This is a genomic window from Blautia sp. DFI.3.45 (assembly GCF_020593505.1).
GTDB classification, from domain to species: domain Bacteria; phylum Bacillota; class Clostridia; order Lachnospirales; family Lachnospiraceae; genus Blautia_A; species Blautia_A wexlerae.
Window position 1 is genome coordinate 1 of record NZ_JAJDMI010000014.1, and the last position, 16,308, is coordinate 16,308.

At 40.6% G+C, this 16,308-nt stretch carries 17 protein-coding genes; 16 read left to right on the forward strand and 1 reads right to left on the reverse strand.

Translation table 11 applies throughout. From position 1 onward, the window contains the following. From LJE09_RS06915 to LJE09_RS06945, 7 genes are all read left to right on the forward strand, one after another. Positions 1–394: hypothetical protein (locus tag LJE09_RS06915; protein ID WP_173704703.1), on the forward strand; the 394-nt coding region annotated here is incomplete at its 5' end. A 120-nt stretch (positions 395–514) separates the two neighbouring features. After that, positions 515–880: a PAS domain-containing protein gene (locus LJE09_RS06920; RefSeq protein WP_008703984.1), complete on the forward strand. Its 366-nt coding sequence runs from the start codon at positions 515–517 to the stop codon at positions 878–880. Positions 881–988: 108 nt separating this feature from the next. Further along, positions 989–1,792 (forward strand): SDR family NAD(P)-dependent oxidoreductase, encoded by an 804-nt coding sequence (locus tag LJE09_RS06925; protein WP_008703983.1) that lies wholly within the window; start codon positions 989–991, stop codon positions 1,790–1,792. Between the two features lie 151 nt (positions 1,793–1,943). Then, the gene (locus LJE09_RS06930; RefSeq protein ID WP_008703981.1) at positions 1,944–3,533 is read left to right on the forward strand and encodes an AAA family ATPase; all 1,590 of its coding nucleotides are present in this window, start codon (positions 1,944–1,946) and stop codon (positions 3,531–3,533) included. A gap of 49 nt (positions 3,534–3,582) precedes the next feature. Further along, complete coding sequence (locus LJE09_RS06935; RefSeq protein WP_020994056.1) at positions 3,583–4,344, forward strand: inositol monophosphatase family protein; 762 nt, start codon at positions 3,583–3,585, stop codon at positions 4,342–4,344. A gap of 25 nt (positions 4,345–4,369) precedes the next feature. Beyond that, positions 4,370–5,728, forward strand: a complete 1,359-nt coding sequence (locus LJE09_RS06940) for an MFS transporter (RefSeq protein ID WP_008703977.1) — start codon at positions 4,370–4,372, stop codon at positions 5,726–5,728. 79 nt (positions 5,729–5,807) lie between these two features. Continuing rightward, positions 5,808–6,830: an alpha/beta fold hydrolase gene (locus LJE09_RS06945; RefSeq protein ID WP_008703976.1), complete on the forward strand. Its 1,023-nt coding sequence runs from the start codon at positions 5,808–5,810 to the stop codon at positions 6,828–6,830. A 119-nt stretch (positions 6,831–6,949) separates the two neighbouring features. Here LJE09_RS06945 and LJE09_RS06950 read toward each other — a convergent pair whose 3' ends face one another. Beyond that, on the reverse strand, positions 6,950–8,290 hold the full coding sequence (locus LJE09_RS06950; protein WP_008703974.1) for an MATE family efflux transporter: 1,341 nt from the start codon (positions 8,288–8,290) through the stop codon (positions 6,950–6,952). A gap of 439 nt (positions 8,291–8,729) precedes the next feature. Here LJE09_RS06950 and LJE09_RS06955 point away from each other — a divergent pair, with 439 nt between their 5' ends. From LJE09_RS06955 to LJE09_RS06995, 9 genes are all read left to right on the forward strand, one after another. After that, entirely contained in the window at positions 8,730–9,002 is a 273-nt protein-coding gene (locus LJE09_RS06955) for a hypothetical protein (protein WP_008703953.1), read from the forward strand. Between the two features lie 29 nt (positions 9,003–9,031). Next, positions 9,032–10,054, forward strand: coding sequence for a transglutaminase domain-containing protein (locus tag LJE09_RS06960; RefSeq protein WP_020994048.1), 1,023 nt, complete (start codon positions 9,032–9,034; stop codon positions 10,052–10,054). Then, positions 10,038–10,178, forward strand: a complete 141-nt coding sequence (locus LJE09_RS06965; protein ID WP_173697481.1) for a hypothetical protein — start codon at positions 10,038–10,040, stop codon at positions 10,176–10,178. Before LJE09_RS06960 ends, LJE09_RS06965 begins: the two co-directional genes overlap by 17 nt. Positions 10,179–10,204: 26 nt before the next feature. Then, positions 10,205–10,846, forward strand: coding sequence for a methylated-DNA--[protein]-cysteine S-methyltransferase (locus LJE09_RS06970; protein ID WP_227311096.1), 642 nt, complete (start codon positions 10,205–10,207; stop codon positions 10,844–10,846). Between the two features lie 33 nt (positions 10,847–10,879). After that, the gene (locus LJE09_RS19135) at positions 10,880–11,209 is read left to right on the forward strand and encodes a hypothetical protein (protein ID WP_008703942.1); all 330 of its coding nucleotides are present in this window, start codon (positions 10,880–10,882) and stop codon (positions 11,207–11,209) included. 180 nt (positions 11,210–11,389) lie between these two features. After that, a complete protein-coding gene (gene pap / locus LJE09_RS06980; RefSeq protein ID WP_008703941.1) occupies positions 11,390–12,868 on the forward strand; it encodes a polyphosphate:AMP phosphotransferase in 1,479 nt (492 codons plus the stop codon). Between the two features lie 20 nt (positions 12,869–12,888). Continuing rightward, positions 12,889–13,620 carry a class I SAM-dependent methyltransferase gene (locus tag LJE09_RS06985; RefSeq protein ID WP_008703940.1) on the forward strand — a complete coding sequence of 244 codons (732 nt, stop codon included), beginning with the start codon at positions 12,889–12,891 and terminating at the stop codon, positions 13,618–13,620. A 507-nt stretch (positions 13,621–14,127) separates the two neighbouring features. Then, a complete protein-coding gene (locus tag LJE09_RS06990; protein WP_008703939.1) occupies positions 14,128–14,973 on the forward strand; it encodes a S8 family peptidase in 846 nt (281 codons plus the stop codon). 115 nt (positions 14,974–15,088) lie between these two features. Then, complete coding sequence (locus LJE09_RS06995; RefSeq protein WP_008703938.1) at positions 15,089–16,297, forward strand: NADP-dependent isocitrate dehydrogenase; 1,209 nt, start codon at positions 15,089–15,091, stop codon at positions 16,295–16,297. Positions 16,298–16,308: the final 11 nt, after the last annotated feature.

Here is a 16,308-nt window from a genome sequence, read left to right on the forward strand (position 1 = left end):
AAAGCGTCTGGAAGCACGCGACTTCAGTCGTGTGAGGATAAAGTTTTTAATTCACGGGATTTCGGATGTAATTGATAAAATGACGGAAAATGTTGAATTTGCGGATCGTTTTATGAATAAAAATGGTTCATTAAGAAAAACACCATTAAAGAAAAAAAGAGCTATTTCAAAACTTGAATTTTTTATTCCAGAATATGAGTATCGGCGATTAAAAAAGATGAAGGATCCAATAGAGACATTGGAACGCCCAGTGGAACATATGACTGTTTATCGGAATGATGGTTCCAGTGTGACTTTGACAGCGGAGAATGGACGTGTGAGTATTGTTGACTCCAGGGAGAAGAATGTAAGGCATATTATTGAGGCAGATTATTTTGTTTCGAAAATTTTGTAATAATTTATTATAAATACCATTGATGGTGTCCGTATGTATGCCAACGGATATTTAAAGATATTTGATGTGGATAGTAAACTATTAGACGAAAGAAAAAAATGAAAGGACATAAAAAAATATATGATTAGTTTTTATAAGAGTATTGTTGACCAGGACAGGGCTTCGATTGTTATATGCAACCTTAAGCATGAGATTATCTACATGAATCCGGCAGCTGTTAACAGCTATGCGAAGCGAGGCGGTGATAAACTTATTGGAAGAAGCCTGTTAGATTGTCATAATCAGGAATCCAGGGATAAAATACAGAAGGTAGTGGACTGGTTTGCGGCAGATGAGAGCCATAACCTTGTCTATACTTTCCATAATGAGAAGCAAAATAAAGATGTTTATATGGTGGCACTCAGAGAAGAGGGAAGACTGATAGGATATTATGAAAAACATGAATATCGAAACGCAGAAACTATGAAACAATATGATTTGTGGTGATGTTATGGCACAGGACGAATGGTGCAGGCAGTTATTCAAGAATGAGGAAATACGACAGAAACTCACCCGTGTGGTAAGAAGAAAAAATGGAATGAGGTAAGTAACAATATGGAATCAAAACAGAAAAGAACAGCTCTTGTCACTGGCGGAAGTTCCGGAATCGGACGATGTACTGTAGCAGCATTGAGTAAGGCTGGCTATATAGTCTATGAGTTCAGTCGCCGGGATGTTCCGGTAGAAGGCGTGAAGCATATGTGCGTAGATGTGACAGATGAGGCTTCCGTGCAGGAAGCCGTTGGGCAGATCCTTTTGGAAAGAGGAAGTATCGAGATTCTTGTAAACTGCGCAGGTTTTGGTATTTCCGGGGCGGTGGAATTTACAGAGTTAAAACAGGCGAAAGCACAATTTGATGTAAATTTTTTCGGAACTGTCAATGTAAGCAGAGCTGTTCTTCCTTCTATGCGCAGACAGCACAGAGGGCATATTGTCAATATCAGTTCTGTGGCAGCGGTGGCACACATTCCGTTTCAGGCGTTTTATTCAGCCAGTAAAGCAGCAGTGTCTTCTTATTCCTGCGCGCTTGATAATGAAGTAAGTCCTTATGGTGTCAGGGTAACAGCAGTAGAACTTGGAGATATTCATACCGGTTTTACCCAGGCCAGACAAAAGATAGTTTTGGGTGATGATGAATACGGTGGCCGTATTTCACACGGTGTCAGTCAGATGGAGAAAGATGAACTAAGTGGGATGTCGCCGGAGATTATTGGTACATATATTGCGCGAATTGCACAGAAAAAGAACTGCGCACCAATTTGTGTGGCGGGTGTGAAGTATAAGATTCTGAGATTCTTATGTAAAATTCTGCCGTGTACATTACGGGGAAAGATTGTTGGTTCTATTTACGCAAAATAATTGAGATTATTTTATAGAATTCCGATATAGCCCGGGTGTCTGGATATATAACAGTTTTTTTCAGCTTTACGTTAAAATAGTTTCATGCTATCATTATTTTATTAAAAATTTTGATAACGTGAAGCTGTTTTTTGATTGTGGGGTGTAAGGAATGGGTAGATTTGTAAATCCTGATAACAGTGCATTTCAGGTGGCACTGAATTCTCCGATATATGTGGATAAAACCGGATTGTTGGAATATACAAACAGCGTACTTAATACAACAGAAGCTTATATCTGTAACTGCAGACCACGCAGGTTTGGAAAATCATATGCTGCAAATATGCTGGCCGCTTATTATAGTAAAGGCTGTAATTCCGAAGAAATGTTTTCAGGGCTGGATATAAGCAGGGAATCCGATTTTAAGACGCATCTTAATAAGTATGATGTGATTCATCTTGATATTCAGTGGTTTCTGGCAAATTGTGATAATGTGGATAATGTTGTAGCGTTTATTACGAAATCCGTACAGGCTGAATTGAGAGAGATTTACCCTGGTGTTCTGCCTGAAGAAGAGATAAGTTTGTCGGAAAGTCTTTCGCGTATTAAAAATATTGTTGGACAGAAATTTATTATAATTATTGATGAGTGGGATGTTCTGATCAGAGATGAAGCGGCAAATAAAAAAGTACAGGAAAAGTACATTAATTTTTTGCGGGCGATGTTCAAGGGAACGGAACCGACAAAATATATTCAGTTGGTGTATCTTACAGGTATTTTGCCGATAAAGAAAGAAAAAACGCAGTCTGCATTAAATAATTTTGATGAGTTTACAATGCTTGATGCAGGAGTGATGGCGCCATATATTGGATTTACAGAAGCTGAAGTGAAGGATCTTTGCGAAAGATATCACAGAGATTTTGAGAAAGTAAAATATTGGTATGATGGTTATTTGCTGGAGGACTATCAGGTATATAATCCTAAAGCAGTAGTAAGTGTTTGTGTGCGGGGCAGGTTTAGAAGTTACTGGTCTGAGACTGCTTCTTATGAAGCAATTGTTCCTTTTATCAATATGAATTATGATGGTTTGAAAAACGCTATAATTGAAATACTTTCCGGTGCTTCGATTAAAGTGAATACAGCTGCTTTCAAAAATGATACGGTGAATATACAAAGCAAAGATGATGTACTTACGTATTTGATCCATCTTGGTTATTTGGGATATAACCAGAATAGAAGAACTGCATTTGTTCCAAATGAAGAAATCCGGCAGGAATTGACAATGGCGGTTGAAAGCAGAAAATGGAATGAGATGATTACTTTTCAGCAGGAATCAGAACATTTACTGGAGGCTACGCTGGACATGGATGAAGAAGCAGTTGAAGAGGGAATTGAGAAAATCCATACAGAGTATGTTTCGAATATTCAGTATAATAATGAGAATTCTTTGAGCAGTGTACTTGCAATTGCATATCTGAGTTCAATGGAATATTATTTTAAACCAGTTCGTGAACTGCCGACAGGACGTGGGTTTGCAGACTTTGTATTTATTCCAAAACCAGAATACGTTTCCAGTTATCCGGCGCTTGTCGTAGAACTTAAATGGAATAAGAATGTCAAGACAGCATTACAGCAGATTAAGGAAAAACAATATCCGGATTCAGTTCTGGATTATACCGGAGATATTTTGCTGGTTGAGATAAACTATGACAAGAAGACAAAAGAACATCAGTGTCTGATTGAAAAGTATGAGAAATTATAAAAGTATTGATAAAACGGAAACCATTTTCTATTGAGAGGTGACAGATAATATGGAACTAAAGGAGAAAACTCCACATACGATATTAAATGAAATAATTGAAGCGGCAAAAGAATGCGGACAGGTTATGCTTCAGGCGGACAGGGCGAATTTTGGCATTAAGGATAAGGCAGGAAAAGCAAATTTTGTTACGAAGTATGATTGCAAAATTCAGGAAATGCTAGAAAAAAAGTTGTCTGAGATTCTTCCGGAAGCGGAGTTTTGGGGGGAAGAAGAGGATTGCCAGATTAACAGAAATGCAGAATATATTTTTGTGGTGGATCCGATTGATGGAACTACCAATTTTATTAAAGATTATCATATGAGCTGTGTATCTATTGGATTGATTCGAAATGGAAAGAGATATATGGGAGTCGTGCATAATCCGTATCTTAATGAAACTTTCTATGCGATTTCCGGTGAGGGTGCATATATGAATGGAAATGCGATTCATGTATCGAAGGATGATCTGGCAAACAGCATTGTTTTGTTTGGTTCATCACCGTATAATACGGAGCTTGCGAAGGCATCCTTTGAATTAGCTTACGAATATTTTCAAAAATGCCTTGATATCCGACGAAGCGGATCTGCAGCACTTGATTTATGTGCCATAGCATCAGGAAGAGCGGAAATTTATTTCGAGCTTATTTTATCTCCATGGGATTTTGCGGCAGGTGCACTTATTGTTGAAGAAGCAGGCGGAATTGTGACGACTGTTGAAGGAGAAGAACTTCCATGCTTGGAAAAGAGTTCGATTCTTGCAAGAAATAAGTAGTAGTTCTGAAATCTGGAGGTGCACGGTGAAAAAGTTAACAACAGGGAAAATATGGCAGTTTGCAGCCGGACAGTTTGGATGGGCGATGTTGTCCGGGATTATTTCTAACTGGCTTGTATATTTTTATCAGCCGGATAAGACAGCCATCAGTCAGGGACAGACAGTGTTCATTCCACAGGGGCTGGTGGTCTTTGGCATATTTACTATTATTGGCGGAATTACAGCTTTCGGAAGGATTTTTGATGCTTTTACAGATCCAATGATCGCCTCTTTATCTGACAGATGTACGTCAAAGAATGGGCGAAGAATTCCGTTCCTGAAATGGGCATCTTTACCGCTGGCGCTTTCTACAGTACTGGTTTTCTGGTCACCGGTTAATAAAAACAGCTGGATCAATGGAGTGTTTTTGCTGATTATGATTCTGGCGTACTATCTTTCCATTACTGCGTACTGTACACCATATAATGCGCTGATTCCGGAACTTGGACATACCCAGCAGGAAAGACTTAATATTTCCACAGTCATTTCCTTTACATTTATTGCCGGAACTGCAGTGGCGTATCTGGCACCTACGATATGGGGGATGTTTATTCCTGCTTTTGGCAGAGTTGGTGCTATCCGTATGACCTTTACTTTGATGGCGGCTATAGCGTTTATCTGTATGCTTGTGCCGGTATTTTGTATCCGTGAAAAAGACTATGTAGATACGGTTCCTGCAAAAGAGTCAGCTTTTGGATCTCTTGCAGCTACTTTTAAGAATGGAGAATTTCGCAAGTTTGTGGCATCTGATATTTTCTACTGGATTGCACTTACCATGTTTCAGACAGGTCTTCCATTTTTTGTCACCAGTCTTTTGAAACTTCCGGAAACAATGACAACTTTGTATTTTGTGGGAATGACAGCGTTGTCTCTTGTATTTTATATTCCGGTAAATAAGCTTACTCCTAAACTTGGAAAGAAAAAGATGATCTTGTTTGCATTTGCAGTATTTAGCCTTGCTTATTTTTATACCGGATTTATGGGAAAAATGAGTTTTATTCCGGCATCGGTGCAGGGACTGATCCTGACAGTCGTGGCGGCTCTTCCTATGGCGATTTTCGGAATTCTTCCGCAGGCTGTTGTGGCAGATATTTCGCAGAGCGACTCGATTACATCAGGAAGCAATCGTGAAGGAATGTTTTATGCGGCGAGAACATTTGCGTTTAAACTTGGGCAGAGTATTTCTATGTTGATATTTACAGCAGTCTCGACGATAGGGGCAGCAGAGGGAACTGGTTATAGAGTTGCTGCTTTTGGGGCAGCAGTATTCTGTTGTATAGGCGGAATTATACTGGTATTTTATAATGAGAAAAAGATTAATGGGATTATTAACAGGCACCAGTGAAGATTATAATACAGGTATGTATCGAATGGTGAAAAGCAGATAGCAACAGAATTATGAAAAAGCAACAGGAGTACATATAATGGAAATAATACATGAGAATGAATATTTGTATAAAATGAATGATGAAATAGAACCATATCTTGCAACGCACCGTCAGGAGGGGTACATTTCTGGTGCAGAGGATCATCTGCATCGAAAAGACACGGGGATAGTGGGGAAAATTCATGTACAGCGCTACCTGGCAGAGAAGCCGAAAGGCGTGATTATAATCAGTCATGGCTTTACAGAAGCAGCGCCGAAATATGAAGAGATGATTTATTATTTTCTGAAGGCTGGATATCATGTGTATATGCCGGAACATATGGGACATGGACAAAGTTATTGCCTGACAGCAGATCCATCTCTTGTACATATAGATACCTGGAAGCGATATGTGAGAGATTTTTTGAAAATATGCCATGTAATTAAAAAAACATATCCTGAACTGCCGTTAGTTCTTTTTGCACATTCTATGGGTGGGGCGATTGGCACAATTGCAGCTGCATGGGAGCCGCAACTGTTTCAGAAGATTATATTGAATTCTCCTATGCTCCGCCCGCTCACCGGAAATGTTCCCTGGCCATTGGTGATTGCTATTGCACAGACGAAGTGCCTTTTGGGAAGGGAGGAAGACTATGTGGCTGGTCAGAAGCCTTATGATGGTAGTGAGACTTTCGAAACCAGTGGATGTACTTCCAGACCAAGATTCGAAAAATATAATGAGATGCGTAAAGAGAATAAAAAATTCCAGGTTAGTGCAGCTTCTTATGGGTGGCTTCTGGCGTCTGTAAAAATGAGTTGGTACATAAAATATTGTGGATGGAAGAAACTGACAGCACCTGTTTTGCTATTTCAGGCAGAAAGAGATGATTTTGTATCTGTAAACGCATTGAGAAAATTTGCAGAGAAAATTAATCATAGAGGAATTACTTCCTGCGAATATGTTTACCTGCCGGGAACCAGACATGAGACCTACCGCAGCGATGACAGGACGATGGAAATGTATTTAGATAAGATTATGAAGTTTATGGATTCAGGCATGGTATCTGACAGTTGTACGTGATTCGTATCTTAATGAAATTTTCTATGCGATTCATGTATCGGAGGATAATCAAATAATGGAAATGGTTTTCTGTTATCAGCATCTCTACTAAGAGAACTGATAACAGGAAACCATTTTTATTATTTGGCTGAGTTTTTATTTAACAGCCGGAAACAGATTACAAAAAAGATAATTCCATATACAGTTGTGATAGGTGTCGCCATTCCAACATAAGTCAGAGATGTTTCCGGTAATCTCGACATAATGATAGATACCGGAATTCGGATGCAGAATGCGGAAGTGATTCCCTGGATCATAACAGGAATACTTTTTCCACAGCCATTAAAATATCCGATACTGCTGAAAAGTACACAAGTCAGTATACAGTCGGCAGAGAAACCTTTCAGGTAAGCGGCGCTCTGCGCGATTACCTCGGAATCATTGGTAAAGAAAGAGGATAATACTCCGCCTCCGAAGAATCCTACCATAAAGATGATGATTCCAACGGAACATCCGGTAATAATTGCAGTGTAAAAACCCTTCCATGCCCGGCTTTTCTTTCCGGCACCGATATTCTGCGCAACAAATGCTGATACACTCTGCATGATAGAGGACGGAACCAGCATAATAAAGGAAACGATTTTCTGTGCAATTCCATATCCGGCAGATGGCATCAGACCCATCTGATTGATAACAGAATTTACGACAAGAAATGAAATCTGAACCGTTGTCTCCTGAAGTGCGATCGGTATACCTACGTTTAATATTTTTCCAAGCTCTTCTTTATAAATCCGACATTGTTCTCTGGAAAATTCTATAGGCATATCCTGCTTTCTTAATACAACGACAGAACAGACGACAGAGACAAACTGTGCAAATACAGTGGCAATGGCGGCACCCGCAACATCCATGTGAAATACTCCAACCAGAAGCAAATCTCCCAGAATATTTATGACACAGGCAATTCCTACGAATAGAAGTGGAAGGTTTGCATTTCCCACACCTCGCAGCACACCGCTGATTACATTGTATGCAATGATAATAACGATACCGGCAGAACAGATTCTGATATAAAGAATTGTTTTGTCAAAGGATTCAGCCGGTGCCTGTAAAAGATGCGCAATTCCTCCGGCGGCAAATTCCAGTACAAATGTCATGATGACAGCAATGATCAGAAAAAGAATGATCGTAGTTCCGACCGCATTTCCTGCTTCTTTTGGTTTTTGTTCTCCGATGTGATGCCCGATTATTACGGTGGAGCCCATTGCAAGACTTGTAATGATAAAAGTAGCCATCTGCATAAAGGAACTTCCTGTTCCTACTGCGGAAATACTCGAGGCATTTCCGAATTTTCCAACAATCAGCAAATCAACTGCGCCATACGCAGCCTGCAGGATCAATGCGCCAAGCACGGGAATGGCAAACCGAAGCAAAGACTGGAACACAGGTCCTTCTGTAAAACTTATTTCTTTTTTCGACATTTTTTCCTCCTGAGAATGTGGCTTGAATGATTCAGATAGGCAGATATCATATCTGAAGCATTTAGATATTATCAGTATAACATAGTTATTGAGCACATTCTACTGTCACGTTGATAACCTTGTAAGTCTTGGAGTTACTGTGTTACTGTTTACTCAGTGCCTTGTAACAATCGTTACTGTTCACTCCGTTCACAGTAACGTAGCCAAAATTCATTCCAGATTGCCAGCGGCAATGGAATTTTGGCTTGTATGTCTCGGGATAGTGATGTGTGAACAGTAACTAACAATCTTTTTCCATATCAAATAAGCTCCATATTCTGATTGCGAATATCAGTTGAAGTATGTTACTATGAGAAAAAACATAGCTATATCATATGATTTTTGATGAAGTAAATCAGATGGCTGGTGACACAGAAACATGATAAGAAAGGCAAAAAACATGGCATCAGAAAGAACAGAAGAACTATACAGGGTTTTGCTCAGCAAGGGCTATCCGAAGGAGCTTTGTGCAGAGATCGCATATAAAAATATGAATACAGATTATACTGCAACCAGAATGCTGGGTTATTTATATCGGTATACAAATCCTAAAATCGAAGATCTGGTAGATGAGATGCTGGCGATTTTAAGTGATCGGGCGCAGATAATAGAGAAAAAGGAATCTGAACATGCGCAGGCAGTGATCAGTGAAATGTACCGGAAGGGATTATAAGTGACGAAGAACTTGGAGATAAGATAACAATGGAGCAATATTATTACAATCATATGAATAAGGCGCAGCAGGCTGCATATCACAGCATTCTTAGCGGTGTGAAAAACCTGGCGGATGAATTTCAAATTCCGGCATTAGAGGGAGAAGAACTTTATAATGTTTTTTTTCAGATGCGTCTGGATCATCCGGAGATATTTTGGGTGAGCAGTTATAAATACCGGTATTATAAAGACTCTCCGAATCTGATTTTTATTCCGGAGTATCTTTTTGATAAAAAGAAGATTTGCGAACATCAAAAGGCTATGACTGCCAGAGTTGAGAAGCTGATTCGTCCGGCTCAGAAGCTGTCTGAGTGGGAGAAAGAGAAGTATGTACATGATTTTATCTGTGAAAATATCCGCTATGACAAACTGAAAAAATCATATTCCCATGAAATTATCGGACCGTTGGGGCAAGGCGTTGGTGTTTGTGAGGGAATCGCAAAAGCAGTAAAGGTTTTGTTAGATGCACTGGGAGTCTGGTGTGTGATTGCAATCTGTGGAAATAATCCTGAGAAGGGGATTAAGTATCGCCACACATGGAATATCGTAAAAATAGGAGGTACATATTATCATCTGGATGCGACCTTTGATAATACCCTGGGGAAAGATCGTGAGACTTCTGAAATCCGCTATGATTATTTCAATCTGGATGATTCACAGATTTTCAGGGATCATGAGCCTCTTATTGCGCCGGCGCCTCACTGCGGTGATCATGAGCACTTTTACTATAAGGAGAAGAAGCTTTCTTTTACTAAGAAAGAGGATGTGTATAAACGTTCTTTGCAGGCGGCGAAGAAAGGCAGGGTACTTATTTTTCACTGGAGAGGCGGTTATCTGACAAAGGAAGTACTGAAGGAATTGCTGGAGCTTATCCGGAAAGCAGGAGATGAGAAAGACAAAACAGCAATGGTCAGCATAAACTGGCCGCAGGCAGTTATTCGTGTTCAGTATACGGATATGCAGGTACAGGAGAGTGTGACAATAGAGGAAGCGAATGAAGGGGAAAAATAGATGTAATAAACAGCTTAACTTTTTCCGTGTGAGGATAGAGCAGGAACAGTATGATAAGGCAATAATTTTGTTTGAGGGACTTCCAAGAGATTATGAAGATGCCAGAAATAATTTCAGGGAATAAGGGTGAAATAAATGAATCAAAATTGCATGATTACACGAGAAGCAGCGTTGGAATTCGGTTTATCATTTCAGAATACATATACGGAAAGACCTTTCCGTGATCAGAACTGGCAAGTGGTAAGAGCGAGGGAAAACAAAAAAATTTTTTTATGGATTTATGAACGAAACGGTTATGTTAATCTGAATGTAAAAGCAGATCCGAAGTGGCGTGATTTTTGGCGAAGTGCCTATGAATCTGTACAGGCTGGTTATCATCAGAATAAGGAACATTGGAATACCATTATTCTAAATGGGACGGTACCGGATAAAGATATTAAAAGAATGATATCCGAAAGCTATGATCTCGTAACATACAGCCCGACAAAGAAGATTTATGAGGCAGTGAAGCAAATTCCGAAAGGATGCGTTGCAACTTATGGTCAGGTTGCCGAAATGGCAGGGAATCCGAGAATGTCGAGAGCGGTAGGGAATGCCCTCCATAAGAATCCGGATCCGGGGCATATTCCCTGTTATCGGGTAGTGAATTTCAGAGGAGAACTGTCAGGGGCTTTTGCCTTCGGCGGTAAAGATGTACAGAAAAAGCTACTGGAAGCAGATGGAATTGAGGTTGTCAATGGAACGGTGGATTTAAAAAAATATGGATTGACGCAAAGAGATGATAAACTGTGAGAAAACAGATACGGATGATTACCTTATTATCATTTGAATGCTGCTTTTGATAACGGCCTGAGAAAGGATTACGGAAATTCTGAAATCCGATATGATCATTTTTATTATAAAAAGAAGAAGCTGTCTTTTACCAGACAGGAATTTTGTAATGCTCATCAGCTGGGGGCGGGCAAATCTTTCCGGATCTGCCTGGCAAAGGACTGTATTATAGGTGCAGGAAGCCTGGTTACCAAGAATACTGTGATACCGGATGGTTCTCTGGTAATGGGCAGTCCGGCCAGGATCAAACGAAATCTCACCTGGGAAGAATATTCTGAAAATATTGTGGCTTTAGAAAAAATCCATAGTAATCCCATAAAATAATGCAGTTAAAACAATTCAGTAGTGATATCATACACCTGCTTTACGATAAACAGATTTCATGTTATGATTATTTCAGTTGAATTTGAGATATTCTATTAATGAAAAGGGTAACTATTCAACAGTCTCTGATTGTGAGAGTATTGAACAGTTACGAAGAAAAATAAAAGGAGGATCAATGTTATGCTTACAACATGGACTCCGGCACATATGCCGGAAAAAGAGGAAATCAAAATCCGTCTGCAGACAGCAAGAAGTCAGCTCTATGATTTTCAGATGAAAATCAAGGAACATAAGATCCCGGTAATCGTACTCTTTGAAGGCTGGGGATCTTCCGGCAAGGGAAGTACGATCGGAAAAGTCATTAAGAATATTGATCCGCGTTTCTTTAAGGTTGCCACTATGTCAGCTCCCACAGCAGAAGAACTGAGATATCCATTTCTGTATCGTTATTTTAAACAGATTCCGGAAGCCGGAAAATTTACATTTCTGGATTCCGGCTGGATGGAGCAGACTTGTAAAGACTGTCTGTCGGGCGAGATTGAAGGCGAAGGTTATACACAGCGGATTGACAGCATCCGCCGTTTTGAGCGACAGCTTACAGATAATGGTTATCTGGTGCTGAAATTCTTTATGCAGATTGACAGGGATGAACAGAAGCGGCGTGAAAAATTACTTCTGGATCATAAAGACACCAGATGGCGTGTGTCAGACTTTGATAAATGGCAGAATGAACATTACAAAAAATGTGCAAAAATATTTTCTCAGTATCTGTCTGACACGAATGTTTCCTCTGCACCATGGTACATCATAGATGCCAGTGACAGAAAATGGGCGGAACTTCAGGTGCTGGAGACTATGGTAAGCAATATTGAAGTTGCCATGCAGAATCAGGCACATTCCGTTCCGATTTTGCAGAATGTATTCCCTCTGGAGCAGATTCCCCGTCTGTCGGATATTGATCTGAGAGATAAAACAATGGATGACGAGGAGTACAGGGGAGAACTGAAACAGCTCCAGAGTAAACTGGGGGAACTCCATAATAAACTGTACAGGAGACGTATTCCTGTGATCATCACGTATGAAGGCTGGGATGCGGCAGGCAAAGGAGGTAACATCAAACGTATTACAGAAGCTCTGGATCCCCGGGGCTATGAAGTACATCCAATTGCAAGTCCGGAACCACATGAGAAGGCCAGACATTATTTATGGCGTTTCTGGACAAGACTTCCGAAAAATGGGCATATCGCTATTTTTGACAGAACCTGGTATGGCAGAGTTATGGTAGAACGTCTGGAGGGATTTTGCAGTGAAAATGACTGGAAACGTGCCTACAACGAAATGAATGAGTTTGAGAAAGAACTTAAAGACTGGGGTGCAGTCATTATTAAATTCTGGGTACAGATCGATAAGGATACACAGCTGGAGCGTTTTCAGGAGAGACAGAATAATCCGGAGAAACAATGGAAGATCACAGATGAGGACTGGAGAAACAGAGAGAAATGGGATGCCTATGAAGTGGCCGTAAATGAGATGCTTCAGAAGACAAACACTTCCTTTGCACCATGGCATGTACTGGAATCTGTTGACAAGAAATATGCCCGTATCAAAGCACTCAGAATTGTGATCTCTGAAATAGAAAAAGCATTAAAAGAAAATTAAATTTTGCGGGAAATGTGTAAATGAATGATAAGATAACAGTCTGCCTGGGTAAGGGCGGGCAAAGAGAAATGGCAGAATCTTTTGCCAGAAAGAACAATGTTCCGATTATGGACAAACCGGGAGAACATCTGACAGTAATGTTTGACTCCCGGGGCGTATCACTTACCGGTTATGGCCTGACATATCAGGGAGATTTTGAAGGAATGCTGCACAGAGTCACAAACGGAAGACTTTCCCATGAAATGCTGGTACGTGCGGTCAAAACAGAGGGAGAACATCTGAAAGCAATTGATGCCACTGCAGGTATGGGGGAGGATGGTTTCCTTCTTGCAGCATATGGCTATGAGGTGACATTATACGAACAGAATCCGGTGATCGCCGCACTTTTGAAGGATGCGCTCCGGCGTGCCAGAAAGCATCCCGTATTAAAAGACATTGCTTCCAGAATGAAACTGGTGGAGGGTGACAGTGTGTCATGTATGGAGAAACTTATGGATCCGGTAGATGTGATCTATCTTGATCCCATGTTCCCGAAGAGACAGAAATCCGGTCTGATAAATAAAAAACTTCAGCTGATCCAGAAACTTGAACCTCCATGTTCTGAGGAAAAAGATCTTTTTGATGCAGCTATCAAAGCCGGACCTTCCAGAATTATCGTAAAACGTCCTCTTAAGAGCGTCTGTCTTGATGGAAGAGAGCCTTCTTATATATTAAAAGGAAAAGCAATACGATATGACTGTTATGTGATGTAGAAGGTTTATCAGCACATTGCAGCAGCCCTTTATTTTTGAGGGCTGCTGCAATGTATTTTTTTCCATTCCCGGATAAATTCCATTTGTTCCTGATCGGAGATTTCCTGGGAGGCAGCGTCATTTCCGGCAGCTACACAGCAGAGCAGGACGAAGGTCTGAAAGAGTAAAAATACCAGTATCAATAATAATGCAGTCATAATTTGTCTCCTTAATATTATGCAGATGGTTACAGTTATTTTATGAAATTGCTATAAGGATATTTTCGGGATTTCTGTAACAGATTCTGTATATGCCTGTTGTTTTGCATATCAGAAGTATCTGCATATCATGGAAGCTTTATACATTTTATTTACAGAAAAACGGAGATATGACAGGAGAAACTGTCGGACACAAAAATATAATCTTCCGAATAATTTAAAGTAAGACGCAAATGTTCATTGTCTTTGTAGCGACCTGATGAACAGTTGCGGTAAGATTTCATTATCCAGATGATTCGGAGGATTTTTTATGAAGAATTCAGATGATTCCGGATATACAGGAAAGCACGTGGGTGTGTGTGTTCTGGATACCGGGATTTTTCCTCATATAGATTTTACAGGGAGAATACTTGCGTTTCAAGATTTCATCGGACATCGTATCAGACCTTATGATGATAATTCTCATGGAACCCATGTATGTGGGATCATTGGCGGTGACGGAAGGGCTTCGGAAGGACGGATCAGAGGAATTGCCCCCGGGTGTAGCCTGATAGTTCTGAAGGTGCTCGACAGAACGGGAAATGGCAGGAAAGAAGATGTTTTACAGGCTTTTCGCTGGATCCTGGAGAATAAGAGATATTATGGGATACGTGTAGTGAATATCTCGGTGGGAACAACCTGTAGGAGAGCAGAAGATCACAGAGTTCTGATCGCAGGTGTGGAACAACTTTGGGATGCAGGTCTGGTGGTAGTGGCTGCGGCAGGAAATCAGGGACCGAAGGCAGGAAGTGTGACAGCACCGGGAAGCAGCCGGAAGATTATCACAGTAGGCTCCAGCGATCTGCTTACAGGACGGACTGCCATATCAGGCAGGGGACCTACATTTGAGTGTGTTTGTAAACCGGATCTGGTTGCACCCGGGAATCATGTTCTTGCCTGTGCACCGGGAGCAGATAACGGATATGGAGTGAAGAGTGGTACTTCTATGTCTACACCTCTGGTTGCAGGGGCAGCAGCATTGATGCTTGAGAAGAATCCGGAGCTGACTAATGTTCAGATCAAGATGAAATTGAAAGAAAGTGCCAGGGATATGGGATTGCCAAAGAATCAGCAGGGATGGGGAGAACTGGATCTGGAACGCTTTATGGAACTGTGATCAGTAATCATTTTATTTGGCAAAATATTGCTTTAGTGTATAAAAGCATTGACGAACGGTCTGTTTTCGGCTATCATGATAGTTAACTGGATGAGAGCCAAAGAGGAGGATTAACATGAAAAAAATTCAGATGCAGACACCACTTGTGGAGATGGATGGAGATGAGATGACCAGAATTCTCTGGAAAATAATCAAAGATGAACTTCTTCTTCCGTATATTGATTTGAACACTGAGTATTATGACCTTGGTCTGGAATACAGAAATGAAACGGATGATCAGGTAACTGTTGATGCAGCAGAGGCTACAAAGAAGTACGGCGTAGCAGTGAAATGTGCAACTATCACTCCTAATAAGGCAAGAATGGAAGAGTATACCTTAAAGAAAATGTACAAGAGTCCTAACGGAACGATTCGTGCAATTCTCGACGGAACTGTTTTTCGTGCCCCAATCGTAGTGAAGGGTATTGAACCATGTGTTAAGAACTGGAAGAAACCGATCACCATCGCACGTCATGCCTATGGTGATGTGTATAAGAACACAGAGATGTATATTGACGGTCCCGGAGATGCTTATCTGGTATTTGAAGGTGCAGACGGACAGCAGAGAAAAGAGCTGATCCATCATTATGAGGGACCGGGTGTGCTTCAGGGTATGCACAATCTGGATGATTCTATCACAAGTTTTGCAAGATGCTGTTTTAATTATGCACTGGATACAAAACAGAACCTGTGGCTTGGCGGCAAGGATACGATCTCCAAGATTTATGACGGACGTTTTAAGGAAATCTTTGCAACTATTTATGAAGATGAGTTTAAGGAGAAATTCGAAGCAGCAGGCATTGAATATTTCTACAGCCTGATCGATGATATCGTAGCTCGTGTCATGAAGGCTGAAGGCGGATTTATCTGGGCCTGCAAGAACTATGATGGAGATGTTATGAGCGATATGGTTTCTTCAGCATTTGGTTCTCTGGCTATGATGACATCTGTACTGGTATCTCCACAGGGATATTACGAATATGAAGCTGCTCATGGAACTGTACAGAGACATTATTATCGCTATCTGAAAGGTGAGGAGACATCTACTAACTCTGTAGCAACTATTTTTGCATGGACTGGAGCTCTGAGAAAAAGAGGTGAGCTGGACGGCAATAAAGAATTGATGGAATTTGCTGATAAACTGGAGAAGGCGACTCTGGAGACGATTGAAAGCGGTAAGATGACAAAAGACCTTGCGCTGATCACTTCTCTTGAGGATGTGACAGTACTGAACAGCAAAGATTTCATCCTTGCCATCAGAGAGAGACTGGATGAAATTTTATAATTTCAGAAATT